General features: G+C 73.5%; 19 protein-coding genes and 1 other RNA gene. 3 read left to right on the top strand and 17 right to left on the bottom strand.

All coding sequences use genetic code 11. From position 1 onward, the window contains the following. Positions 1-111: 111 nt before the first annotated feature. Complete coding sequence (murA, locus tag ACFWMZ_RS11210) at positions 112-1452, top strand: UDP-N-acetylglucosamine 1-carboxyvinyltransferase (RefSeq protein WP_383173474.1); 1341 nt, start codon at positions 112-114, stop codon at positions 1450-1452. A 380-nt stretch (positions 1453-1832) separates the two neighbouring features. Here murA and ACFWMZ_RS11205 read toward each other — a convergent pair whose 3' ends face one another. The 4 genes from ACFWMZ_RS11205 to ACFWMZ_RS11190 all read right to left on the bottom strand — a co-directional run bounded on the left by ACFWMZ_RS11205 (position 1833) and on the right by ACFWMZ_RS11190 (position 7787). After that, on the bottom strand, positions 1833-2114 hold the full coding sequence (locus tag ACFWMZ_RS11205) for an HU family DNA-binding protein (RefSeq protein ID WP_003950507.1): 282 nt from the start codon (positions 2112-2114) through the stop codon (positions 1833-1835). Between the two features lie 404 nt (positions 2115-2518). Further along, positions 2519-3946, bottom strand: coding sequence for an NAD-dependent malic enzyme (locus ACFWMZ_RS11200; protein WP_383173477.1), 1428 nt, complete (start codon positions 3944-3946; stop codon positions 2519-2521). A gap of 590 nt (positions 3947-4536) precedes the next feature. Continuing rightward, the gene (locus ACFWMZ_RS11195; protein ID WP_383173480.1) at positions 4537-6921 is read right to left on the bottom strand and encodes a HelD family protein; all 2385 of its coding nucleotides are present in this window, start codon (positions 6919-6921) and stop codon (positions 4537-4539) included. A gap of 224 nt (positions 6922-7145) precedes the next feature. Then, positions 7146-7787, bottom strand: a complete 642-nt coding sequence (locus ACFWMZ_RS11190) for a CGNR zinc finger domain-containing protein (RefSeq protein ID WP_383173483.1) — start codon at positions 7785-7787, stop codon at positions 7146-7148. A gap of 233 nt (positions 7788-8020) precedes the next feature. Here ACFWMZ_RS11190 and ACFWMZ_RS11185 point away from each other — a divergent pair, with 233 nt between their 5' ends. Further along, positions 8021-8638, top strand: a complete 618-nt coding sequence (locus ACFWMZ_RS11185; RefSeq protein WP_383173486.1) for a GNAT family N-acetyltransferase — start codon at positions 8021-8023, stop codon at positions 8636-8638. Here the strand turns inward: ACFWMZ_RS11185 and ACFWMZ_RS11180 are convergent, their stop codons facing one another. The 9 genes from ACFWMZ_RS11180 to ACFWMZ_RS11140 all read right to left on the bottom strand — a co-directional run bounded on the left by ACFWMZ_RS11180 (position 8639) and on the right by ACFWMZ_RS11140 (position 18640). After that, positions 8639-9796, bottom strand: a complete 1158-nt coding sequence (locus ACFWMZ_RS11180; RefSeq protein ID WP_383200901.1) for a uroporphyrinogen-III synthase — start codon at positions 9794-9796, stop codon at positions 8639-8641. Between the two features lie 165 nt (positions 9797-9961). Next, on the bottom strand, positions 9962-10618 hold the full coding sequence (locus ACFWMZ_RS11175; protein WP_383200899.1) for a hypothetical protein: 657 nt from the start codon (positions 10616-10618) through the stop codon (positions 9962-9964). Next, positions 10593-11228, bottom strand: a complete 636-nt coding sequence (locus tag ACFWMZ_RS11170) for a hypothetical protein (protein ID WP_383200896.1) — start codon at positions 11226-11228, stop codon at positions 10593-10595. Before ACFWMZ_RS11170 ends, ACFWMZ_RS11175 begins: the two co-directional genes overlap by 26 nt. 45 nt (positions 11229-11273) lie before the next feature. Beyond that, positions 11274-12350, bottom strand: a complete 1077-nt coding sequence (locus ACFWMZ_RS11165) for a hypothetical protein (RefSeq protein ID WP_383200893.1) — start codon at positions 12348-12350, stop codon at positions 11274-11276. Next, positions 12347-12985 carry a hypothetical protein gene (locus tag ACFWMZ_RS11160; RefSeq protein ID WP_383173499.1) on the bottom strand — a complete coding sequence of 213 codons (639 nt, stop codon included), beginning with the start codon at positions 12983-12985 and terminating at the stop codon, positions 12347-12349. The genes ACFWMZ_RS11165 and ACFWMZ_RS11160 overlap by 4 nt, the downstream gene beginning before the upstream one ends. Before the next feature lie 141 nt (positions 12986-13126). Continuing rightward, on the bottom strand, positions 13127-14509 hold the full coding sequence (locus tag ACFWMZ_RS11155) for an acyltransferase (protein WP_383200889.1): 1383 nt from the start codon (positions 14507-14509) through the stop codon (positions 13127-13129). Next, entirely contained in the window at positions 14506-16674 is a 2169-nt protein-coding gene (locus ACFWMZ_RS11150; RefSeq protein ID WP_383200887.1) for a glycosyltransferase, read from the bottom strand. Before ACFWMZ_RS11150 ends, ACFWMZ_RS11155 begins: the two co-directional genes overlap by 4 nt. A gap of 11 nt (positions 16675-16685) precedes the next feature. Next, positions 16686-17489, bottom strand: a complete 804-nt coding sequence (locus ACFWMZ_RS11145) for a hypothetical protein (RefSeq protein WP_383200884.1) — start codon at positions 17487-17489, stop codon at positions 16686-16688. A 188-nt stretch (positions 17490-17677) separates the two neighbouring features. Next, positions 17678-18640, bottom strand: a complete 963-nt coding sequence (locus ACFWMZ_RS11140; RefSeq protein ID WP_383173511.1) for a LysR family transcriptional regulator — start codon at positions 18638-18640, stop codon at positions 17678-17680. Positions 18641-18723: 83 nt separating this feature from the next. Here ACFWMZ_RS11140 and ACFWMZ_RS11135 point away from each other — a divergent pair, with 83 nt between their 5' ends. After that, positions 18724-20361: an MFS transporter gene (locus ACFWMZ_RS11135; RefSeq protein WP_383200881.1), complete on the top strand. Its 1638-nt coding sequence runs from the start codon at positions 18724-18726 to the stop codon at positions 20359-20361. A gap of 116 nt (positions 20362-20477) precedes the next feature. On the opposite strand, the gene ssrA is transcribed toward ACFWMZ_RS11135, so the two are convergent. From ssrA to ftsX, 4 genes are all read right to left on the bottom strand, one after another. Then, positions 20478-20865, bottom strand: a transfer-messenger RNA (tmRNA) gene (gene ssrA / locus ACFWMZ_RS11130). A gap of 181 nt (positions 20866-21046) precedes the next feature. Further along, a complete protein-coding gene (smpB, locus tag ACFWMZ_RS11125) occupies positions 21047-21526 on the bottom strand; it encodes an SsrA-binding protein SmpB (RefSeq protein WP_003950494.1) in 480 nt (159 codons plus the stop codon). An 18-nt stretch (positions 21527-21544) separates the two neighbouring features. Continuing rightward, positions 21545-22714, bottom strand: coding sequence for a S41 family peptidase (locus ACFWMZ_RS11120; protein ID WP_383200878.1), 1170 nt, complete (start codon positions 22712-22714; stop codon positions 21545-21547). A 69-nt stretch (positions 22715-22783) separates the two neighbouring features. Beyond that, on the bottom strand, positions 22784-23701 hold the full coding sequence (gene ftsX, locus ACFWMZ_RS11115; RefSeq protein ID WP_383173523.1) for a permease-like cell division protein FtsX: 918 nt from the start codon (positions 23699-23701) through the stop codon (positions 22784-22786). Positions 23702-23715: the final 14 nt, after the last annotated feature.

The following is a 23715-nucleotide window of genomic DNA, read 5'->3' as shown; positions in this document are numbered from 1 at the left end:
CGTACGCGGTTCCCCGGCCGGTGCGGTGAGAGTGCGTGCCGGGCGCCGCCGGTGGGCGGGCGCCGCCCGCCGGGGCACGAACCCTGCCCCTTTCACCGGAACGCGAGATTCATGACCGTCAACGACGATGTACTGCTGGTCCACGGCGGAACCCCGCTGGAGGGCGAGATCCGGGTCCGTGGCGCGAAGAACCTCGTGCCCAAGGCCATGGTCGCCGCGCTGCTCGGCAGCGCCCCCAGCCGGCTGGGCAACGTCCCCGACATCCGCGACGTCCGGGTGGTCCGCGGTCTGCTCCAGCTGCACGGCGTGACCGTGCGCCCCGGCGAGGAGCCGGGCGAGCTGGTCATGGACCCCTCCCACGTGGAGAGTGCCAACGTCGCGGACATCGACGCGCACGCCGGTTCCTCGCGCATCCCCATCCTCTTCTGCGGCCCGCTGCTGCACCGCCTGGGCCACGCCTTCATCCCGGGCCTGGGCGGCTGCGACATCGGCGGCCGGCCGATCGACTTCCACTTCGAGGTGCTCCGGCAGTTCGGCGCGAAGATCGAGAAGCGCGCCGACGGCCAGTACCTGGAGGCGCCGCAGCGGCTGCGCGGCACCAAGATCGAGCTGCCGTACCCGTCGGTGGGCGCGACCGAGCAGGTGCTGCTGACCGCCGTCCTCGCGGAGGGCGTCACCGAGCTGTCCAACGCCGCGGTGGAGCCGGAGATCGAGGACCTGATCTGCGTCCTCCAGAAGATGGGTGCCATCATCGCGATGGACACCGACCGGACCATCCGCGTGACCGGTGTCGACAAGCTGGGCGGCTACCGCCACCAGGCGCTCCCGGACCGGCTGGAGGCCGCCTCCTGGGCGTCCGCCGCGCTGGCCACCGAGGGCAACATCTACGTGCGCGGCGCCCAGCAGCGCTCGATGATGACCTTCCTGAACACCTACCGCAAGGTCGGCGGCGCCTTCGAGATCGACGACGAGGGCATCCGCTTCTGGCACCCGGGCGGGCAGCTCAACGCCATCGCGCTGGAGACCGACGTGCACCCCGGTTTCCAGACCGACTGGCAGCAGCCGCTGGTGGTGGCGCTCACCCAGGCGACCGGCCTGTCGATCATCCACGAGACGGTCTACGAGTCGCGCCTCGGCTTCACCTCCGCGCTCAACCAGATGGGCGCCCACATCCAGCTCTACCGCGAGTGCCTGGGCGGCTCGGACTGCCGCTTCGGCCAGCGGAACTTCCTGCACTCGGCGGTCGTCTCGGGCCCGACCCGCCTGCAGGGCGCCGACCTGGTCATCCCCGACCTGCGCGGCGGCTTCTCGTACCTGATCGCGGCCTTGGCCGCGCAGGGCACCTCCCGGGTGCACGGCATCGACCTGATCAACCGGGGCTACGAGAACTTCCTCGACAAGCTGGTCGAGCTGGGCGGCAAGGTCGAGCTGCCGGGCAAGGCCCTGGGCTGACCGACCCCGGGGCCCGGCCCCGCTAGGCCCTGTCCGGCCTAGGCCACACCGCTGAGGCGGCCGTACGCAGGCTCGTACGGCCGCCTCAGCGCTGTCCGGGGCCTGGGGGCGCCGGGGGCCCGGCCCCGTCCCGGCGCGGCGCTGAGCGGACGTACGGGTCCGCCGGGGTTCCGGCGGACCGGAGCAGGGCGGGCGGGGCGGCCCGTCCCCGGCCCGCGGAGGTGCTCGGTACGCCCGCCGGCCCCGGGCACGCCGAAGGGGGGCGGCCACCCGCAGTGGGTGGCCGCCCCCCTTCGTCTGTCCCTGCTGCGCGCGGTCCGCAGGCTGCCGCTCCCCGCCTCTCGGACGGTGCGGCGGCCGGGTGGCGCGCCCTCGGGGCCTTACTTGCCCTTGGCGGCTTCCTTGAGCTTGGAGCCCGCGGAGACCTTGACGCTGTAGCCGGCCGGAATCTGGATCGGCTCGCCGGTCTGCGGGTTGCGGGCGGTGCGAGCGGCACGGTGGGTGCGCTCGAAGGTCAGGAAACCGGGGATGGTGACCTTCTCGTCGCCCTTGGAGACGATGTCGCCGACGACCTCGGCGAACGCGGCCAGCACGGCGTCGGCGTCCTTGCGGGTCACCTCGGCGCGGTCGGCCAGGGCGGCCACCAGCTCACTGCGGTTCATGTTTGTACTCCCGTGTTCATCTTGCCGTTGAGGCGTGAGATCGAAGCCGATGCTGCCAGGACTCCCCGAGGAGCCCCGTACCGGGTCCGTCGTCGGACTCTCTTCCGCCCGGGTTCTCCCTGGACGTAGCCCTCGAAGAGGCATCCTGCCCCCACCTGCGGCGGGAAAGCCAATCCGGCACCCGTGAGAGTCACACGGACAGCGCCACGGCCTCGGATCGTGACGCTCCGTCCGCTCTCCGCAGCGGACCGCAGGGCCGGGGGCCTGCCCTCGCGGGCGGCTCCCGCACCGTTTCGCCACCCTAGAGCGGGGACGGGCGGGCTCTTCCGCGACGCGCCGGGCCGCCGCCCCTGTGCGCCGCCCCCGTTCAGGCGGACGGCGGGGGCGGCCGGCCCCGGCGGGTGTCAGACGGCGGGGGCGGGGGCGGCGCCGACGGCCTTCGCGGCGCTGCTGACGGCGCCGGCGACGGCACCGGCCACCTTGTCGTTGAAGACGCTGGGGATGATGTAGTTGGCGTTGACCTCGTCCTCGGCGACGACGTCGGCGAGGGCGCCGGCGGCGGCCAGCATCATCTCGGTGTTGACCGTGTGGGACTGGGCGTCCAGCAGGCCGCGGAAGACACCCGGGAAGACCAGCACGTTGTTGATCTGGTTGGGGAAGTCCGAGCGGCCGGTGGCGACGACGGCGGCGGTCTCGCGGGCCACCGTCGGGTCGACCTCCGGGTCCGGGTTGGCCAGCGCGAAGACGATGGCGCCCTCGGCCATGGCGGCCACGTCGGTGCCGTCGAGGACGTTCGGGGCGGAGACGCCGATGAAGACGTCGGCGCCGACCACGGCCTCCTTGAGGGTGCCGGTGACGCCCTCCGGGTTGGTGTTGTCGGCGATCCAGCGCAGCGGGGAGTCGGCGGCGGCCTCGACCAGGTCCTCGCGGCCCGCGTGCACGACGCCGTGGATGTCGGCGACGACCGCGTGCTTGACCCCGGCGGCCAGCAGCAGCTTGAGGATGGCGGTACCGGCCGCGCCGGCGCCGGACATGACGACCCGGACGTCGCCGATGGACTTGCCGACCACGCGCAGCGCGTTGGTCAGCGCGGCGAGGACGACGATGGCGGTGCCGTGCTGGTCGTCGTGGAAGACGGGGATGTCGAGCGCCTCGCGGAGCCGGGCCTCGATCTCGAAGCAGCGGGGCGCCGAGATGTCCTCCAGGTTGATGCCGGCGAAGCCGGGCGCGATGGCCTTGACGATCTCCACGATCGCGTCGGTGTCCTGGGTGTCCAGGCAGATCGGCCAGGCGTCGATCCCGGCGAACCGCTTGAAGAGGGCCGCCTTGCCCTCCATCACCGGCAGCGCGGCCTTCGGCCCGATGTTGCCGAGACCGAGGACGGCCGAGCCGTCGGTGACGACGGCGACGGAGTTGCGCTTGATGGTGAGGCGGCGGGCGTCCTCGGGGTTCTCGGCGATGGCCATGCAGACCCGGGCGACGCCGGGGGTGTAGACCATCGAGAGGTCGTCGCGGTTGCGGATGGGGTGCTTGGACGCCATCTCGATCTTGCCGCCGAGGTGCATCAGGAACGTACGGTCGGAGACCTTGCCGAGCACGACGCCGTCGATGCCGCGCAGTCCCTCGACGATCTCGTCGGCGTGCGCGGTGGAGCTCGCGGCGATGGTGACGTCGATCCGGAGACCTTCGTGGCCGGAGGCGGTGACGTCGAGGCCGGTCACCGAACCGCCGTGGGACTCCACAGCCGTGGTGAGCTGGGAGACCGCGGTGCCGCTGGCGGGCACTTCCAGCCGGACCGTCATCGAGTAGGAGACGCTGGGCGCCGTTGCCATGGCCGACTTCCTCTGCTTTCCCTGGTTCGCATACACACCGGCCACCTCTGTGCGTGGCGAGTGCTGTCCGATCGTCGCACCTACCCGGCAGTACGCGGTAGCCGCCTGAGTTACGGACGTTTTGTTCCCGGCCGGAGACCTGTTCGGACGCCGCATGCGGAAAACATATTCCACCATACGAGAGTTGGGCGGCGCACGGAACCCCCGCGCCCCCGGCGGACGGGCTCAGGAGCGGGCACGGGAGGCGTCGTACGCCCCGCGCACGAGGAGGCGTACGGGTCGCGGGCACGGCGCGGGAACGGAGGGCGCGTCGGCGGCGCGGACCGGCGGCGGGGAGTGTCCGGGCCGGGGCGCGCACGGCCGAGGGCCCGCCCCCGTCGGTGACGGGGGCGGGCCCTCGGCTGCTGAGTCAGTGACACCGGCCCGCCATGCTCGCCTCGCGGCAAGTGGTCGCTCGAAGCGACTATGGTTGGGCCCGGGGGCTTGGATCGAGCCGGTGCCACTTCCAGGCTAACAAACCTCTCCGATCCGTCCACTCCCCCGGAGCGGCGGATTCCGTCGGGCCGTCCCGGAATCCCGGGCCCGCCCCCTCACTCCCCCAGCAGATCCTGCAGGACGTCATCGCGCAGCAGGTCCGGAACGCCGTCCGCGTCCGGCTGGTCCCGGCGCCCGGATACCACCGTGAGCTGCTGCGTCGCCCGGGTCAGCGCCACGTACAGCACGCGCAGCCCCGCCGGGGACTCGTCGGCCATGTCGGCCGGGGAGACCACCACCGTCGCGTCGTACTCCAGCCCCTTCGCCTCCAGCGAGCCGAGCGCGACCACGCGCTCCCCGAGCCCGGCGACCCAGCGGGCGGCCTGCTCGCGCCGCTCCATGGCGACGACCACGCCGACCGTGCCGTCCACCGTCTCCAGCAGCCGCGCCGCCTCCGCGCGCACCGTCTCGCCCATCCGGTCCCCGGCCACCACGAAGCGCGGCTCGACGCCCGTGGAGCGGACGGCGCGCGGCGACGGGGAACCGGGCATGGCGAGGGCCAGCACGCGGGAGGCGAGTTCGGCGATCTCGGCGGGGTTGCGGTAGTTGACGGTGAGGGTGAAGCGGCGGCGGGGCCGGTTGCCGAGCGCCTCGTCGCGCGCCTCGGCGGCCTCCTCGGGGTCGGACCAGGAGGACTGGGCGGGGTCGCCGACCACGGTCCAGGTGGCCTGGCGGCCGCGCCGGCCGACCATCCGCCACTGCATCGGGGTGAGGTCCTGGGCCTCGTCGACGATGACGTGGGTGTACTCGGTGCGCTCCTGGGCCAGCCGCTCGGCCCGCTCCCACTGGGTCTCCTCGCGGACCGGCATCAGCTCCTGGAGCCCGGTGAGGTGGTCCAGCGGGTCGGCCTCGCGCTTGCGGCGGGGGCGGTGCGGGGTGCCGAGGACGGCCTCCAGCTCGTCCAGCAGGGCCACGTCGTGGACGGAGAGCGGCCCTTCCCCGGCCGGGCCGAGCCGGGCCAGCGAGCGGGCGACGCGGCGTACCTCGCCCTGGTTGAGGACGCGCCGGGACCAGCGGCCGAGCCGCTTCTCGTCGGCCATCGCGGCGAGCACCGCGCGCGGGGTCAGCTCGGGCCACCAGGCGTCGAGGAAGGCGGTGAAGGAGTCCTCGGAGAGGATGTCCTCGTCGAAGCCGGAGCGCAGCTCGGCGGCGAGTTCCGGGTCCTGGTGGCGTCCGGCGCCGCCCGACTTGGCCCAGAGCGCGTCGAGCAGCAGGCGGCGGGCGCGCGGCCGGAGCAGGTTGACGGGGGCGGTGCCGCTGAGCGCGTTGCGGCGGATGCGGCCCAGCTCGGCGGCGTCGAGTTCGACGCGGCGGCCGAAGGCGACGGCGCGCAGCCGCTCGGGCGGCCCGGCCGGTGCGGCGGGCAGGCCGAGATCGAGCTGCCCCCCGGGAACCTCGCCGTCCTCGTCACCGGGGGCGGCGGGCAGGGCGGTGCCGAGGTCGAGGGCGCCCCGGGCGGCGCGGCGCAGCACCTGGACCATGCGGGCGGAGCCCTTGGCGCGGGCGGCGGCCGGGGTGTCGTAGGCGGTGGCCTCGGCGCCGTCGACCAGGGAGCCGAGGGCGCGGATGGCGACCTGGCCCTCCTCGCCGAGGGAGGGCAGGACGCCCTCGGTGTAGGAGACGAGGAGCGGGGTCGGGGAGACGATGAGGATGCCGCCGGCGTACCGGCGCCGGTCCTGGTAGAGGAGGTAGGCGGCGCGGTGCAGGGCGACGGCGGTCTTGCCGGTGCCGGGGCCGCCCTCGACCAGGGTGACGGAGGCGGCGGGGGCGCGGATGACGCGGTCCTGCTCGGCCTGGATGGAGGCGACGATGTCCCGCATGGTGTGGCTGCGGGCCTGGCCGAGGGCGGCCATCAGGGCACCGTCGCCGACCACGGCCAGCGGCTCGCCGTCGAGCCGCGCCTCCAGTTCGGGGCGCATCAGGTCGTCCTCGACGCCGAGCACCTGGCGGCCCTTGGACCGGATGACGCGGCGGCGCACGACTCGGCCGGGCTCGACCGGTGTGGAGCGGTAGAAGGGCGCGGCGGCGGGTGCGCGCCAGTCGATGACCAGCGGGGAGTAGTCGGCGTCGAGGACGCCGATGCGGCCGATGTGCAGGGTCTCGGCGATGTCGGCGGTGCCGTCGGGGCGCAGGGCGTCCTCGGCGGGTTCGACGGAGGTGTAGGCGCCGTCGGGGCCCTTCTCGCCGTCCTTGCCGAGGAGCAGGTCGATGCGGCCGAAGAGGAAGTCCTCGAACTCGTTGTTGAGCCGGTTGAGGTGGATCCCGGCCCGGAAGACCTGGGCGTCGCGTTCGGCGAGCGCGCCGGGTGTGCCGACCTGGCCGCGGCGCGCCGCGTCCCGCATCAGGAACTCCGCCTCGTGGATCTTCTCCTCCAGGCGCCGGTAGACCCGGTCGAGGTGGTCCTGTTCGATGCTGATCTCACGGTCGCGTACGTCGGCCACCGACGCCCCCTTCTGACATGCGCTGGGCAGCCGTTTAACTTACGCGACCCACGGGCCCGCGTGCACGTCGCACACCCAATTGGAAGGCGCTCTTCCATTTGCCGGGGGCCTGGTCGGACGGGACCCGTGCCGGTCGGGGCGCGGGGCGTACGCGGGCCCGAGGAACACGGGCGGCGGCGTACCTACGCGCCGCCGCTCCCGCCCGCGGCGCCGGGTCCGCCCCGTCAGCCCGCCGCCCCGTCCGGCGCCTGGGCCCCGGCCCGCCCGGTCTGGCCCCGGCTGCGGCTGCGGCTGCGCCGGTGGCGGGCGACCCGTTCACGGTTGCCGCAGGTCTCGCCGGAGCACCAGCGGCGCCGTCGGCCGCGCGAGGTGTCGAGGTAGACCAGCGGGCAGTCCTGGCCCGCGCAACGGCGCAGCAGGGCACGCGCCTCGGGGTCGGTGAGCAGTTCCACCGCGTCGCGGGCGACCGCGCCGAGCAGCGCCTGGCAGTCGGGATCTCCGGCGAGGCCCCGCCCGAGGGTGCCGTCGGCGCGGCGGACGGCGCGCGGCGGGGGCGGTGGATTGCGGGCGACGGCGTTGACCCGGTCGAGGGCGTGGCCGGGCGGGCGGCCGTCGAGTTCGGCGGCGACCACGGCGGCGATCTGAGTGCGCAGGTCGCGGAAGGCGGCGAGCCAGCCGGGCCCGGCGCGCTCCAGCGGGGTGCCGGGCGGCACCAGTCCGGCGCCGGTCAGCCACTGCCGCAGCCGGTCGGCGCCGTCGAGCCGCTCCACGGGGTGGGCGGTGGCGGCGAGGTCCAGGCAGACCCGTCCGCAGTCGAACCGCAGCACCCGCGCGCTCGCCCCTGCCCGGTACGCGTGCCCCGTCATCGTGCACCTCCGCCCGCCAGGGGGCCGGCCGCCCGCCGCGGCCCCACCCCGTCCACCGTGCCCGCCACCCGGACGGCGGGGAAGCCCTGGGACCTGTCGTCGTACTCACGTCCGCCCCGCGGGGCCGCCCTTCGGGCGACGACGCGAGTGGCACGACAGACCCCGGAACCAACCGCCTTCCCCCCCTTGCCCAGTTGACCGGTCCTGTACGTCTTCCCCCGTAGCCTGGCCCCATGTACGCGCCTGTGAGCACGCCCGCCTTCCTCCCGGCCGGTCCGGGGCTCTCGCTGCGGCCCTGGCGGGCCCGGGACGCCCGGGAGCTGATCGACGCCTACCGCGATCCGCTGCTGCGGAAGTTCACCCGCACCTGGCCCGCCGACGAGGCGGGCGCCCGGGCGTGGCTGGCCCGGGAGGAGGCGGGCGCGCGGGACGGCAGCCGCTACTCCTTCGCCGTCGAGCTGGCGGCCCAGGCACCGGACGGCACCGGCCCAGCGCCCTCCGGCGTCCGGGACCCGGCGGCGACCGGCATCCTCGCCGGGTGCGTGGTGCTGAAGACGTTCCCGCCCGACGACCGTCCGGCGCGCACCGACACCGCCGAGGTCGGCTACTGGACGACCGCCTCGGTACGCGGCCGGGGCCTCGCCGGCCGCGCCGTACTGGCCCTCTCCGACTGGGCGTTCACGGCCCTGCCGGCGCTGGCCCGGCTCGAACTCCTCCACCAGGTCGACAACGAGCCCTCCTGCCGGGTCGCCGAGAAGGCCGGGTTCCCGCTCCACGAGACCCTGGCGCCGCAGCCGCCGGTGTTCCCCCTGCCCGGGCACGTCCATGTCCGGCCGCGCCCCCGCGCCTGATCAGGCGGGCCCCTCCCCCTCGTCCGCACCGGCGGCGAGCGGGTCGAGGGCCAGCCGGTAGCCGCGCTTGACCACGGTCTGGATGAGCTCCGGCGCGCCCAGGGCCGTACGCAGCCGGGCCGTCGCCGTCTCCACGGCATGCTCGTGGCGCGCGGCGCCGGGCAGCGCCCGCAGCAGTGCGGCGCGGCCGACGACCCGGCCGGGGCGCCGGGCCAGCGCCCGCAGCAGGGCCATCCCGGCGGGCGGGACGGGCCGCAGCTCCCCGTCGACCAGGACGGCGTGGCCGCGGATCTGCACCTGGTGCCCGGCGACGGGCAGGACCCGGGCGCGGGCGGGCAGTTCTTCGCAGACCCGTTGCACCATCGGCCCGAGCCGGAACCGCTCGGGCCGCACGGGCTCCACCCCGAGCGCCTGGAGCGGCTGCGCGGCGACCGGGCCCACGCAGACGGGCAGCACGCCGTCCGCCAACGTGCCGACAAACGAGGACAGTTGCCCTCGGGCTTCGGCCCGGCGGAGCAGGGAGGCGGCGGCGGGAGCGCTGGTGAAGGTGAGCGCGTCGACGCCGCGCCTCAGGGTGAGGTCCAGGAGCCGGTCGACGGGGGCGAGGTCGGCGGGCGGCAACCAGCGGTAGACGGGCACGGCGACCACCTCGGCGCCGCCCGCGCGCAGCGCCTCCGCGAAGCCCGGCACCGGCTCACCGTGCAGCTGGACGGCCACCCGCCGCCCGTCGACGCCCTCGGCCAGCAGCCGCTCCAGCACCTCCGCCATCGACTCGGAGTGCGGCGACCACTCCTCGCGCAGCCCCGCGGCCCGGACGGCGCCCTTCACCTTCGGCCCCCGGGTCAGCAGCCGGGCACCGCCCAGCGTCTCCAGCAGCGCCCCGCCGGTTCCCCACCCCTCGGCCGCCTCGATCCAGCCGCGGAACCCGACGGCGGTACTGGCGACCACGATGTCGGGCGGCCGCGCGACGAGCCCCTCGGTGGCGTCCCGCAACTCCCGGTCGTCGGCGAGGGGCACGACCCGCAACGCGGGCGCGTGCACGACCTCGGCACCCCGCCGGGCCAGCAGCGCCCCCAGCTCCTCAGCCCGCCGCTCGGCGGTGACCCCGACCGTGAACCCCTCCAGGGGCAGCCGCTCCACCACGCCCGCGTCACTCATCCGCACGTCCCGCACTCGTCGTCCCGCCCAGCATCCGCCGAGCCTGCCAAGGGCGCGTGTCAGGGCCCGAACACCACGATGACACCGGTGTTACGTCGCCCCCGCGCCTCCCCTCCCAGGGTGCCGCCTCGCGGCCCGCGCCCGGCGAACGTATACGAGCGCGGATCAGCAGGCGCCGCGCTCGGACCGCACGTCGTCCGTCCGCCACACGCCGTCGGCCGACTTCCGCAGCGTCGTCGCGTAGCGGACGGTCGGGGCCGTCCCTTCCGGATTTCCGACCCGCTTCCCCGTCTCCCGGTTCTCGGTGTACGCCGCGCTCTCGTCCGTGCAGTACACGAGCGAGGCCAGCCGCCCGCCTTCCCCGACGAAGCCGACCTCGGCGTCGTACACGGGCAGTGCGCCGCCCACGGTCACCTTCTTGCCGGTGTAGCTGCGGACCCACTCCTTGCCGGAGGCGAGAGCGGCCCTTGTGTTGTAGAAGGCGAAGTACGCGGCGTCCGGGTCGGCCGCGCCGATGGCGGCGTACCCGGCCCGCACCTGCTCCCGCCCGTCGTCCAGCACCGCCTGCTCCCGGGGATCCTCACTCCGCCACTCCCGGAGCTCCAACGAGAACCCCCGGGGCAGACGGAAGGCCGGCCGCTTCACCGCCCCACCGCCTGCCTCCTCCGTCCCGGCGGAAGCCGACAGCTCAGCACCGTCGGGCTCCGCGCGCTCGCCGCCGCCGCAGCCGGTCAGCGCGAGGGCGGCGGTGGCGACAAGTGCCGCGACCGGGGCCGAGCGCTGCCTCCCGTGGCCCTCACCGGCGGCACTCCTTCGCCTCACCCTGGACCTCGATCCGGCCCGCCTCCCAGACGCCCGGCTCCCCCTTCTTCTCCCGCATCAGCACGCTGTACTTCTGGAAGCTCTTCAGGCTCTTCTCGGTGCGGTGCACCTCGTCGGTCTCCAGGCTCCGGCTGAAGGTCTGCGACTGGTCGCGGCAGAAGGTCACCAGGACACCCTTGCCCGAGCCGGCCGAAGCCGTCTCGGTGTCGTAGTACCGGTCCTTCCCGGTCGGCGTCCAGCCGCCCTTCACCCACTGCTCGATCTGGTCGTGCGCGTACCGGGCCGCCCCGGCCGTCGAGTAGTACCGGTACGCGGCGTCGTCCGGGTCCTGCGCGACGATCCCGTGCCGCATCGCCTGGATGTAGCGGAACGCGTCGTCCAGCGCGGGCTGGTGGGCCGGCTCGGAGGGCCGGCCCTTGTCAACCTCCAGGACGGCGTCCTCGGGCATGCTGATGTCGGGACGCTCGCCGGCCTGCTGGCCCGCCTCCGCCGAAGCCGATCCACCGGCCCCCTCACTGGCATCCGACCCCGCCTGCTCACCCCCGCAGCCGGTGAGAGCGAGGGCGGCGGTCACGGTCAGTGCTACGAGTGGCAGGCGGGGACGGGGCACGGCGTAGCTCACTTTCAGAGGCGGCCGGGAGCGCGAACACGCGCCTCAGCGGTTGATGGACTGGATCTCCTGGACCGTCATGTCCTGGGTCGTCTCGAAGGTGCCGTCGGGCAGGTCGCCGCCCGCACCGCCGGTCCCCTCCCAGCTGATCTCCCAGGTGATCGAGGCGCTCAGCTCGTACGGCTCGTCGCTCGCGCGCAGGTAGGTGATGCCGCACGGCGGGTTCTGGTCGGCGCTGCCCTTCCGGTACGGGCTGCCGATGCTGCCGTCGTCGTTGATGCGGCAGGTGCCGTCGGCCGGGAAGGTCTCGGCGTCCTCGGTGCCGGGCTCCAGGGTGAGGCTGACGGGGTGCGCGGTCGTCTCCGCGTACAAGTTGGTGCGGGGGAGCTCGGCGCGGACCACCACGTCCTCGAACTTGCCCTTGTCCAGCCACACCCAGGTCGGCAGGTTCACCGTCGACTTGGTCTGCGGGCGCACCTCGACCTCGGTTTCGGGCACCTTGACGTGCTCGTAGGCGTACTCGGCGAGCATCTCGGGCGTGGGGGCGTTGGGGATCTGGGGGACCTCGTTGTCGGGCATCCAGAACATGATGCGGCCGCAGTCCCATGAGTCCGGATGGGAGTCGTCGGGGGCCACGCTGCGCCAGAAGTTGCCGCCCTTGCCGATGTTGTAGTCCTTGTACCCTTCGGCTTCCGTGCGGTCGTCGTCCATGTTGTCCTGGACCTCGCCGTCCCGGTAGTGATCCGTCCACAGGCCCTTGCCGTACCACGACTGGTGGATGCCTACGTCGCCGTGGCCGTCGGTCCGGTCGACGAAGTCCTTCAGCTCCTTGGGCGTGAAGACCGGCTCGTACCAGCAGGCGGGCGGCTCCCAGTCGGCGTCGATCGGGGCAAGGTTCCCGCGCTTGCCCGAGCCGCCGCCCTTGATCTGGGACACCTGGATCTGGGAGACCCCGGCGGACACCTTTCCGTTCCCGTCCGTCTCACCGCTGGGCTTGGACTGGGGCGGTGGCGTCGTGGTGTTGTCCCCGGGTGCGTCGGCGTGCGCGGCGCCGGCCATCGCCAGCAGGGCCGTCGACAGGGCCAAGGCCGATCCGTGCAGGAGTACGCGAGACGGTGTCATCCCTTGCACTCCTTCACCTCTCCCTGGACCTCGATCTGCTGGACGACCCAGTGCTTCTCGGCGTCCTGGCCCGGACGCATCAGCAGGCTGAACTTCTGGTAGCTCTTCAGGCTTTCGTCAGTGCGCTCGACCTTGCCGGTCTTGACGCTCTTGCCGAAGTACTCGGCCTGATTACGGCACATCGTGACCAGCACGCCCTTGGACTTGCCCACGTCCGCGGTCTCCGCACGGTAGTAGCGGTCCTTGCCGGTGGCGGTCCACTCGCCGTCGACCCACTGCTGGATCTGCTCCTTCGCGTACCGCGCGGCCGGGCCCACCGAGTAGAACTGGTAAGCCTCGTCCTCGGGGTCCTGCGCGACGATGCCGTGCGCCAGCGCCCTGAGGTAGTTCTCCGCGTCTGCGAGAGCAGCCGCGTGACCGGTCTGGGACGGAGCAGTCGACTCGAAGGCGAGTTCCACGTCCTTCGGGAGCTTCAGGCTGGGCCGCCCCTTGTCAGACCCCTCACCCGCCCCCGCCGAAGCCGATCTCCCCGCCCCCTTGATGTCGTCCGGCTCCGCCGACTCCCCGCCGCAGGCGGTCAGGGTGAGGGCGGCGGCTGCGGTGAGCGCCGCGAGGGGCAGGGTGCGACGGGCCACGGTGGGGGCTCCTTCTCGGTGCTGGTGGGGGGGAGAGAGCGAAGGGATGCCCGGCCTGTGGCCGGGCATCCCAAGACGGTACCAACGGACGGAAGGGGCCCCCGCGTCGTAGGCGGTACCTCCACGCCACCGAGACGAGGCTCACTTGCGGTGGGACGCCCCCGACTTGGCGGCGGCGCGCCTGGTGCCGTCGGGCCACAGGCGCGGCGGGCGCTTGGCCGCCAGGTCCTCGACCCAGCCCACCGCGAGGACCATGAGCCCGATCAGCGGCCAGACCAGGACGAACATCCACAGGCTGTAGGTGGTGGAGAGGGCGTTGCCCCACTGCGGGTCGTCCATGAAGGGGAGCCGGTAGAGCAGGTCGATCAGCGGCACCGTCGCCAGGATGAGCAGGTTGTGCCAGAGGTAGATCGTCACGGCCCGGTTGTTGGAGAGCGTGATGAGGGTGTCCCACTTGGCGAGCCGTCCCGGCAGGGTCTGCCAGGAGGGCGAGTACAGCAGCAGGATGGTGACGAAGCCGAAGGACCAGGTGGCCTGGGCGAGCGGGATGTCGTTGAGGTCCCAGCCGTCCGGGCCGAGGTGGCCGGAGGCCCACCACAGGCCGAACGCCATGACCAGGCTCGCCAGCGAGACGGCCAGGTAGCGCGGGATCTCCCGTAGCAGCCCCTGCTGGTGGGCGAAGCCCAGCATCCAGCACCCGGCGTAGACGGCGAAGTCGGTGACGGCGTTGCCGACTTCGCCGGGGATCTTCACCAGGCCGGTGCCGACCACGGCGGTCAGCGCGAGCGGCGCCAGCATCGTCGGCCACGGCGCGCGCCGGAAGGCCCACAGCAGCAGCGGCGAGGCGAGCACGAACCACAGGTAGGCGCGGAGGTACCAGAGCGGCCCGGCGGCCTGCACGGCCCAGGTCTGCTCCAGGACGCCGGAGGCGTCACCGATCGACCAGGGGTAGGGCGGGGCGCCGATCGGCACCAGGTAGTTGAGGAGTCCGGCCCAGCCCCAGGCGCCCTCGGACCGCCCCGGGTCCCAGCCCCCGTAGAAGAACATGGCGAGCATCAGCGCGCCGAAGACCCACATGGGCGGCAGGAGGCGCCGGACGCGGCCCCGGATGACGCCCATCGCCGGACGGGCCAGCGAGCGGGCCATCAGGGAGCCGGCCAGGGCGAACATGACGCCCATGGAGGGGAAGAGGACGGTCAGCCAGGCCCAGCCGAAGATGTGGTAGAGCACGACCCGGACCAGGGCGACGGAGCGCAGGAGGTCCAGGTAGCGGTCGCGGCCGGGCTTCTTGGGGGCGGCGGCCGCCGGCGGTTCCGGGGGGGCCGGTACGGCGGCGGGCGCGGGCACCGTCGCGGTGAGCGGGCCCGTCGCGGTGACCCCGGGGGCCCAGCGGCCGGGCGCCCCGGGCATGCCCGGGACGAGGGGTTCGTCGGGGGCGCCGGGCCGCGGGTAGCGGCCCGCGTCGGGCCCGTCGTACGGGGGCCGGGGCGGGCGGGGCGCCGCGGACCAGGGGGTCTCGGTCATGCGACGGGCCTCCGCTCGGGCTGGGCTGCGCGGGACCCGGCCGGGGCGGCGGCCCCGGGCATCTCCACGACGCCGGTGCGCCGGAGCTTCTGCCAGCGCAGGCGGCCGCCGGTGAGCGCGGTGATCCAGGACTGGAGCAGCACGACGTACATGAGCTGCCGGTAGAGGATCTGCTGGAGCGGCAGGGAGACGAGGTGGGTCATGCGTTCCTTGTCGAGCCGGAAGGCGTACGCGGCGCAGACGGCCTGGATGGCGAGGACGCCGAGCCAGGCGAGGACGGTCTTGCCGGTGTCGCCGAAGACCAGGCCGTAGAGGAGGAAGACGTCGATCAGCGGGGCCAGCAGCGGCGCGAGGACCATGAAGAGGGAGACCAGGGGCAGTCCGACGCGGCCGAAGCGGCCCGAGGGGCCCTTCTCGATCAGGGCGCGGCGGTGCTTCCAGATGGCCTGCATGGTGCCGTAGCTCCAGCGGTAGCGCTGCGACCAGAGCTGCTGGACGGACTCGGGGGCCTCGGTCCAGGCGCGGGCGTTCTCCGCGTAGACGACCTTCCAGCCGTCGCGGTGCAGGGCCATGGTGACGTCGGTGTCCTCGGCGAGGGTGTCCTCACTCATGCCGCCGATCCGCTCCAGGGCGCTGCGGCGGAACGCGCCGACGGCGCCGGGGATGGTCGGCATGCAGCCGAGCACGTCGTACATGCGGCGGTCGAGGTTGAAGCCCATCACGTACTCGATGTGCTGCCAGGCGCCGATGAGGGTGTCGCGGTTGCCGACCTTGGCGTTGCCCGCCACGGCGCCGACGTCGGGGTCGCCGAAGGGCTGGACCAGTTCGCGGACGGTGGCGGCCTCGAAGACGGTGTCGCCGTCCATCATCACGATGAGGTCGTGACTGGCGTTGGCCAGGCCCCGGTTGAGGGCGGCGGGCTTGCCCGCGTTCTGCTGGCGGACCACGCGGACGCCCGGGATGCGCAGGTCCTCGACGATGCGGGCGGTGCCGTCGCTGGAGCCGTCGTCGATGACGATGACCTCGACGGGGTGGTCACTGGCGGTGAGCGAGGTGACCGTGTTGACGATGCATTTCGCCTCGTTGTACGCGGGGACGAGGACGGTGACCGGTTCGGTGACCGGCGGCCCCCAGCGGAACTTCCGCGAGCGCACCTTTCGGGCGTGGACGAAGGAGAGCAGCAGCATCAGCCCGAAGCGGGCGAAGACGAGGACGCCGATGACGGCGAGGCCGCCGACGAGGACACCGGTGACGTGCTCGGAGATGCCGACCGCCCAGACCCAGGCGACGCCCTGCCAGCGGGCGGCGCCGGTGACGGGGGTGTGGGCGCTGGGCGCGTCCAGGGCCTCGGTGAGGTTGGTGAACTCGTACCCCTTCTCCTTCAGCGACGGCAGGAACCGGTCGAGGGCCTCGACGGTCTGCGAGCGGTCGCCGCCGGAGTCGTGCATGAGGACGATGGCGCCCTCGCCGCCGCGCGGGGTGGCGCGGCGGATGATCTCGTCGGCGCCGGGGCGCTTCCAGTCCTCGCTGTCGGTGTTGTTGACGACGGTGAGGTAGCCGAGCGAGCCGATGTACTCGGTGACCGGCCAGGACTTGTTGTCCATGGCGTTGGAGAACGAGGAGTACGGCGGCCGGAACAGCGAGGTCCGCACGCCGGCGGCACCGGCCAGGGCGAGCTGGTTCTGGGTCAGCTCCCAGTCGATGCGGCTCTTGGACTGGTAGGAGAGGTCGGGGTGGTTGAAGGTGTGCAGCCCCAGCTCGTGGCCCTCGTCCACCATCCGCTTGACCAGGTCGGGGTGGCGGGAGGCCATCGTCCCGGTGACGAAGAAGACGCCGTGCGCGTCGTGTTCGGCGAGGACGTCGAGGACCTTCGGGGTCCACTCGGGGTCCGGGCCGTCGTCGAAGGTGAGGACGAGCTTGTGGTCGGGGACGGAGAAGGTGGTGGGCTTTCCGTCGCGGTGGGCGATGACGGGCCCGCCCTCGATGACCTCCTCCGGCACGCGGTCGGTGGCGGCGGGGGGCTGGACACGGTGGTCGGCGAGTATCTCGCTGTGCACGTAGCCGCGGAGCATCAGCATGGCGCTGAGGGCGACGAGGAAGAGCGACGGCAGCAGGTACCGCAGCGGCAGTCTGCGGCGCCGCGCCGCTCGGGAACGGGAAGTCATAGTGGTGCGGCCTAGGCGGCCTGGTTCTCCTCGGGCGGGGCGGTGCGCGCCAGGGCGTGGACGGTCTGGGGTGCGGACGCGGGTCCGGCGGCCTGCGGCAGGGTGCCGCCGCCGTCGCCGGGCGGGGTCTCGGGTGCGGTCGGCGTGTCATCCGACTCGGCCGGGGGCTCGTCCGGCTCGCCCGGCGGGTCGGCAGGCGTGCCGGGGCCGCCGGTGTTCGACGGCTTCGGCTTCGGCGCGGGCGGCGCGCCGGTCTCCTCGGGCGCCGGGTCGGCGGGGGTGACCGGCTCGCCGGAGGCGGTGCCGGCCGGCCGGTCGGAGCCGCCCGTGCTGCTCCCGGCCGGGGCGGCCGGGGCCTCGCTGGTCCCGGCGGCGGGGGTGGCGTCCTCGCCGGGGTCGACCGGCTCGCCCGTGGCGTCGGCGGACTCCTCGGGGAGGGCCGGGCCGTCGACGGTGCCGACGGGCCGGTCGGCCTCCGGGCCGGGCAGCGGCAGCCAGGGCGCCGAGGAGTTGCCGGAGAAGAGCGTGGCGACGACCACGACGGCGTACCCGGCGAAGGCGATCCCGCAGGCCAGCCCGATGCGCCGCAGGTGGCGGCCGCGCCGGCCGGACTCGTCCACGAAGACCGGTCCGTCGGCGGGCTCCTGCGGCGGCCGGGGCGACGGCTTGGCGTGGGCGCCGCGCGGTGCGCGGGCGCCCTCCAGGGCACGGCCTATGCCGTCCATCTGAATGGTGACTTCGAACGGGTCGTGAACGTGCGCGGAGGGCGGCCTGCCCTGTTCCGGCCCGTCGGCCCCGGCGTCGATCCGGTTCACGGGTGCTTCTTCCGGTGTTACAGCCATGGTTGCGACGCCACTCCCCCATCAAGGTGTCCGGGCGCACGGACGAAAGAAACCGGACCATGCCGTCGGACCGGGCCCCCACCCCGTTCGAGCGCCCCCTATCACACAGAGCCCGGACCAAGAATGTAGCGCACGCCGGAATCAGAAGTACTTCGGTGGCATCACGGTTGACCCATGCTTTGACGATCGGCCTCCGGCATCCACGATCCGGGGGGTGGTTCGAGCCAGTGTTCGGTACGCGCCAGAGTCGCCGCGGCGGTCCGTACGGCGTCCAGCGCGGGGTGGCTGAGCCCCTTTCGCCACACCAGGGAGACCGGGGAGAGCGGCACGGGGTCGGTCAGCGGCCGCAGCACGCACCCGGGCATCGGCGGAAAATCGACCACGGCGAGCACCGGATGCCGGTACTTCGCCATGACACGTTCGAATTCCTCGCGGCCGACGGCGAGGGGCGCGGGCGGCGAGAGGTGGATGCCCCGTCCGGCGAAGAGGGCGCGCGCGAGATCGGTCCACTCGGGGGTGCGGGGGTTGCCGGCGCCCGCGTAGACGTACTCCCCGGCAAGGGCGCCGAGGGGCACCTCGGAGCGGGCGGCGAGGGGGTGGTCCTCGGGCAGGACGACCGCCATCGCTTCGAGCCGGACGGGCTGGTGGTCGAGCTGGTCGCGCAGGGCCGGTTCGACTCCGGCCCAGCGGCCGAAGGAGGCGTCGAGGCGCCCGGCGCCGATCTCCAGCGCTGCCCCGGTCAGCCCGCTCTCGTACCGGGCCATCACCTCCAGGTCGGGGACGAGGCGGCGGGCGTGCTCAAGGACCCGTTCGAAGACGAGGCCGGGCGAGTTGACGTCGACCAGCAGCGGCCGGGCCTGCCCGAAGGCGGTCCCCAGCTCCTCGTAGGCGGCGAGGACGCGGCGGGCGTAGGGAACGAGCCGCTCGCCGTCGGCGGTGAGTTCGGCGCGCCGGGTCGAGCGGACCAGCAGCTCGGTGCCGAGCTCCGCCTCCAGCCGCCGCACGTCGCGGCTGAGGGCCTGCTGCGCGACGTAGAGCCGGGCGGCGGCCCGGGTGAAGTGCAGTTCCTCGGCGACGGCCAGGAAGGCGCGCAACAGGCGGGGGGCGGGCTGGGGTTGCGACATCCGGCGAACTTACAACGAAAGTGCGTGAACGGGGGCGGGACAGGTGTTGGACCCCCGCCGCCCGCCCGCCGCAGACTCCTCGCATGCCCTCTCTCCCCGCGCTCCGGCGCCGCCCCGCCCTGCCCGTCTCCCCCACCCTCCTCGCCGTCTCCGGCCACACCCTGGCCGCAGCCGCCCCGGCCGCACCCCCGGGCTCGGACCCGGGCGGCCCGCCACCTCCGCCCCACCGGGGGCCGGAGCCCTTCGGGCGGCGACTCCGCGAGCGGTTCACGCGGCTTCCCGGGACCGGGACCGCCGGTGCGCCTCGCACGGCAGCCGCGCCCGCGACGCCCGGTGCACCCGGTACGGCAGCCGCGCCCGGGGCACCCCTCACCAAGGCCCCGGCCACCCCGGGGCCCCCTTCCCGGCCGCGCCCGCCCGGCCGGACCGGCTACCTGGCCCTCCTCCGCCTCCCCGGCGCCGCCGCCTTCACCCTCGGTGGGCTGCTGGCGCGGCTCCCCGCCGGGATGTTCTCGGTGAGCGCGGTCCTGATGATCGCCGCCTCACGGGGCTCGTACGCGCTGGCCGGCGCCGTCACCGCGACCGGGCTGGCCGCGACCGCGCTGGTCGCCCCGTGGACGGCCCGCCTCGTCGACCGGTACGGCCAGCGCCGCGTCGCCCGCCCCGCCACCGCCCTGGCCGCGTGCGGCGCGCTCGCCCTGGTGGCCTGCGTACGCCTCGACGCCCCGGCCTGGACGCTCTTCGCGGCGTACGCGGCGACCGCCACCGTCCCCAACGCCGGAGCGATGGCCCGCGCCCGCTGGCAGGCCCTGCTCGGCGAGGATCCGGCGCGCAGGCACACCGCGACCTCCTTCGAGCAGGCGGTGGACGAGGTCTGCTTCATGCTCGGCCCGGCGCTCGCCGCCGTCCTCTGCACCGCCCTCTTCCCGGAGGCGGGCACCCTCACCGGGGTGGCGCTGCTGGTCGGCGGCATGGCCCTGTTCACCGCCCAGCGCGCCACCGAACCCCGGCCGCACCCGCGCCCCGCCGGCGGCCGCACCGCCTCCCTCCGGCGACCGGGCGCGGCCCCGCTGCTCGCCGTCTTCTTCGCCACCGGAGCCGTCTTCGGCGCCCTGGAGGTCACCACCCTCGCCTTCGCCGACGCGGGCGGCCACGCGGCGGCGGGCGGCCTGATCGTCGGCCTCCAGGCGGCCGGATCCTGCGTGGCGGGACTGGTCTACGGGGCCCGCGCGCCGCTGGGCCCGGCGGCGGCCCGCCTCCCGGCGCTGCTGGCCCTGCTCGCCGCCGCCCTGGTCGTGCCCGCGCTGGCCGCCACCACGGGCTCCCCCGCGCTCCTCGCCCCGGCGGTCCTCTGCGCGGGCATGGCCACCGCCCCGGTCATGATCACCGCGATGACCCTGGTCCAGCACCACACCCCACCGTCCCGCCTCAACGAGGGCCTCACCCTCGCCGTCACCGCCATCCTCACCGGCATCGCCACCGGCGCGGCCCTGGCAGGCCAGACAGCCGACCACCTCCCACCCGGCACCGGCTACACGATCGCCCTGGCAGCAGCCTCCCTGGCAATCCCCCTGGCAGCACACGCCAGAACCCGAACACCAAAGCCCACCCCCACCCAGGCTGCCGCCCCCGCCCCGCCTGCCACTCCCGGCTCGGCTACCGCCCCTGGCTCGACTGCCACTCCCAGCCCGGCTGCACATTTCAGCCCGCCCGGCGCTTGAGGACACCCCACAACCCGTCCGGCGTTTGAGGACCCTGTGACCGCCCACGGGGCGCGCGCCCCCCAGAAACGACGAAGCCCCCGGTCCAAGGACCGGGGGCTTCGCCTACATGGGAATTGTGGAGATGGCGGGAATCGAACCCGCGTCCAACGGTGCGGAACCAGGGCTTCTCCGAGCGCAGTTCGCTGCGATTTTCTCGGCCCCGGAGATCACGCGAACAAGTCTCCGACGGGCTCAGTCACTGTTTGATTTCCCACCAGGCCCCGTGACCGGGTCTAGTGGTTTAGTTCCCTAATTGATGCCAGGATCCGGGTCGGGAACAGCCCCGGGCTGACACTCCGCAGAGTCTTCGCAGCTACCTAAATCAGGCAGCGAGGGCGAAGGCGGAGGAATCGCGCTTGGTATTGGCGATTATTTTTTGCGACATGTGGTTTACGAGATCATTGCCGCTTCCTCGACTCGCTTCCCCTGCTTCGACATCCGCTGTCGAAACCGATCATCCCCATGTGGTGTTTTCAAGGTGGACCAGCGTCAACGCTTCCGGTGCGACGCGTATTCCTCGCGGAACCCGTGCCTCCCGGGACCGTCTGACCGGTCCGGCCGCCCCGGCGTGCGGGACGCTTCCCATCGTACGTGACCAACGCACGACCGTGCCAGCCTATTCCCGGCGGCCCGGCCGCGGCGGTCAGGCGCGCTGCTTGCGGCGGACCGCCGACATGGCGCGCTCGGCCTCGCGGCGGTCCTGCTTCTCCCGCAGGGTCTGCCGCTTGTCGTACTCCTTCTTGCCCTTGGCCAGCGCGATCTCGATCTTGGCGCGGCCGTCCTTGAAGTACAGGGCCAGCGGCACGATGGTGTGGCCGGTCTCCTGGGACTTCGACTCCAGCTTGTCGATCTCCTCCCGGTGCAGCAGCAGCTTGCGCTTGCGGCGCGCCGAGTGGTTGGTCCAGGTGCCCTGGCTGTACTCGGGGACGTGGACGTTGTGCAGCCACGCCTCGTGCCCGTCGAGCTGGACGAAGCCGTCGACGAGGGAGGCCCGGCCCTGCCGCAGCGACTTCACCTCGGTACCGGTGAGGACCAGTCCGGCCTCGTAGGTGTCGATGATGAGGTAGTCGTGGCGCGCCTTCTTGTTCTGGGCGATGAGCTTGCGCCCTTTTTCCTTAGCCATAGTCCCGCCATCTTCGCATCAGGAGGGGGACCCGAGGCCACTCAATACTGTCTCGGCCCGCTTGGCGGCGTCGGCGCCGCGGGCCTCCAGGTCGGGGGTGAGGCCGCGCCCGTCGAGGCCCCGGCCGGAGGGGGTGCGGTAGTGGCCGACGGTGAGCTCGGCGACGGAACCGCCGGGCAGCCGGGTCGGCATCTGCACCGACCCCTTGCCATAGGTGCGGCTGCCGACGACCACCGCGCGACCCCGGTCCTGGAGCGCCCCGGCCAGCAGCTCGGCCGCGCTCATGGTGGCGCCGTCGACCAGCACCACCACCGGGCGCCCGGTGTCGCCGCCGGACCGGGCGTGCAGGGCGCGCGGCTCCCCGCGGACGTCGTAGGTGGCGACCAGGCCGCCGTCGAGCAGGGCGGAGGCGGTGGTGACGGCCTCGGTGACCAGGCCGCCGGAGTTGCCGCGCAGGTCCAGGACGAGGCCGGCCCGGCCGGGGGCGGCGGCCAGCGCGGAGCGCACCTCGTCGCCGGAGCCCTTGGTGAAGGCGGTGACCTTGATCCGGACCGCACCGTGCGGCAGCCGCCCCACGGTGACGGACTCGGTGTGCAGCCGGGCCCGGCTCAGAGTGTGGACGCGGGCGCGCCCCTCCCGCTCGGTGGCGAGGACCACCTGGCTGCCGGGGACGGCGTCGGCGCCGCCGCGCAGCAGGCGGACCACCTCGGTGCTGGGCAGGCCGGTGACGCTGCGGCCGTCGATGGCGCGGAGCAGGTCGCCGGGCCGTATCCCGGCGCGGCGGGCGGGGCCGGCGTCCTGGACGCGGGCCACCTCCACGGCGCCGTCGGCGCGGGCGCGGACCCTGAGGCCGACCCCGGTGTAGCGGCCGTCGAGGGCCTGCTCGAAGGCGGCGTACTCCTCCGGGTCGTAGACCGTGCCCCAGCGGTCGCCGGAGCGGCTGACGGCCTCCTCGGCCGCGTCGGCTCCGGACTTGCCGTCGGCCTCGGCGCGGGCGGCGGCCTCCAGCACGGCGTCGTGGGCGGCGGCGGGGGCCTGCGCTGTGGGGCGGTCGGCGGCGGCGGGGCGGTCGTCGCCGGGGAGGCCGCAGGTGAACTGGGCGGCGGCGACGCCGGAGGCGACGAGCGTCAGGGCCACTGCCCCGCGGCGGCTGCCACGGGGCCGGGAGAATGCGCTGAGACCCGACATGCGGGTGAGTCTAGGACAGACTCAAGCGCCCCACGGAGGGCTCTCCGTGGGGCGCTCGGGGGACATCTGTCACACCTTCAGGTACTTGCGCAACGCGAAGAAGGCGGCGAGCGCGGGCATCAGCACGCTGGTGGCGAGGATCAGCGGGAGCTTGGTGAGGACCGCGTCCCAGCCGATGAAGTTGATGAGGTTGAGCTTCTCGGAGAGGGCCAAGCCGTTGTCGATGATGAAGTACCGGCCGAGCACCAGCATTCCGGAGGCGCCGATTCCGCCGATGAGGCCGGCGACCGCGGCCTCCATGATGAACGGCGCCTGGATGTAGAAGCCGGAGGCGCCGACCAGCCGCATGATGCCGGTCTCACGCCGCCTGCTGAACGCCGAGACCCGGACGGTGTTGACGATCAGCATCAGCGCCACGACGAGCATCAGCGCCATCACCGCCCGCGCCGCCCAGTTCATGCCGCTCAACATGACGAACAGGTTCTCCAGGATGCCCTTCTGGTCCTGGACGGACTGCACGCCGTCCCGCCCGGCGAAGGCGCTGGCGATGACCTTGTAGTTCTCCGGGTCCTTCAGCTTGATGCGGTAGGACTCCTGGAGCTGGTCCGGGGTCAGGGAGCTGGCCAGCGGCGAGTCCCCGAACTGCTCCTTGTAGTGCTTGTACGCCTCGTCGCTCGACTCGTGGACGACCTTGTCGACCGTCGGCATCTTCTTCAGGTCGGCGAGGATCAGCTTCTTCTGCTCGCCGGTGACGGCGCCCTTGGCGCAGTTGGGGTCGGTCTCGCCGTCACTCTTGTTGCACAGGAAGATGGAGACGTTGACCTTGTCGTACCAGAACCCCTTCATCGTGTTCACCTGGTCGCTCAGCAGGAGCGAGGCGCCGAACAGGGCGAGGGAGAGGGCCACGGAGACGACGACCGCGAAGGTCATCGTGAGATTGCGACGGAGACCGACGCCGATCTCCGACAGGACGAACTGGGCGCGCATGGCGTCCTTTCAGT

Origin of the sequence: Streptomyces sp. NPDC058373 (genome assembly GCF_042723275.1) — a bacterium.
Taxonomy (GTDB): Bacteria; Actinomycetota; Actinomycetes; order Streptomycetales; family Streptomycetaceae; genus Streptomyces.
The sequence above is the reverse complement of the archived record's forward strand: the minus strand, read 5'-3'. Positions and strand labels throughout refer to the sequence as shown.

Coding starts and splice junctions, on each gene's coding strand:
- ACFWMZ_RS11135 (WP_383200881.1), top strand. CDS start 18,724: ATGCCCTCTCTCCCCGCGCTCCGGCGCCGCCCCGCCCTGCCCGTCTCC.
- ftsX (WP_383173523.1), bottom strand. CDS start 23,701: ATGCGCGCCCAGTTCGTCCTGTCGGAGATCGGCGTCGGTCTCCGTCGC.
- ACFWMZ_RS11155 (WP_383200889.1), bottom strand. CDS start 14,509: ATGACCGAGACCCCCTGGTCCGCGGCGCCCCGCCCGCCCCGGCCCCCG.
- ACFWMZ_RS11190 (WP_383173483.1), bottom strand. CDS start 7,787: ATGACGGGGCACGCGTACCGGGCAGGGGCGAGCGCGCGGGTGCTGCGG.
- murA (WP_383173474.1), top strand. CDS start 112: ATGACCGTCAACGACGATGTACTGCTGGTCCACGGCGGAACCCCGCTG.
- ACFWMZ_RS11180 (WP_383200901.1), bottom strand. CDS start 9,796: ATGAGTGACGCGGGCGTGGTGGAGCGGCTGCCCCTGGAGGGGTTCACG.
- ACFWMZ_RS11165 (WP_383200893.1), bottom strand. CDS start 12,350: ATGACACCGTCTCGCGTACTCCTGCACGGATCGGCCTTGGCCCTGTCG.
- ACFWMZ_RS11140 (WP_383173511.1), bottom strand. CDS start 18,640: ATGTCGCAACCCCAGCCCGCCCCCCGCCTGTTGCGCGCCTTCCTGGCC.
- ACFWMZ_RS11120 (WP_383200878.1), bottom strand. CDS start 22,714: ATGTCGGGTCTCAGCGCATTCTCCCGGCCCCGTGGCAGCCGCCGCGGG.
- ACFWMZ_RS11200 (WP_383173477.1), bottom strand. CDS start 3,946: ATGGCAACGGCGCCCAGCGTCTCCTACTCGATGACGGTCCGGCTGGAA.
- ACFWMZ_RS11150 (WP_383200887.1), bottom strand. CDS start 16,674: ATGACTTCCCGTTCCCGAGCGGCGCGGCGCCGCAGACTGCCGCTGCGG.
- smpB (WP_003950494.1), bottom strand. CDS start 21,526: ATGGCTAAGGAAAAAGGGCGCAAGCTCATCGCCCAGAACAAGAAGGCG.
- ACFWMZ_RS11205 (WP_003950507.1), bottom strand. CDS start 2,114: ATGAACCGCAGTGAGCTGGTGGCCGCCCTGGCCGACCGCGCCGAGGTG.
- ACFWMZ_RS11185 (WP_383173486.1), top strand. CDS start 8,021: ATGTACGCGCCTGTGAGCACGCCCGCCTTCCTCCCGGCCGGTCCGGGG.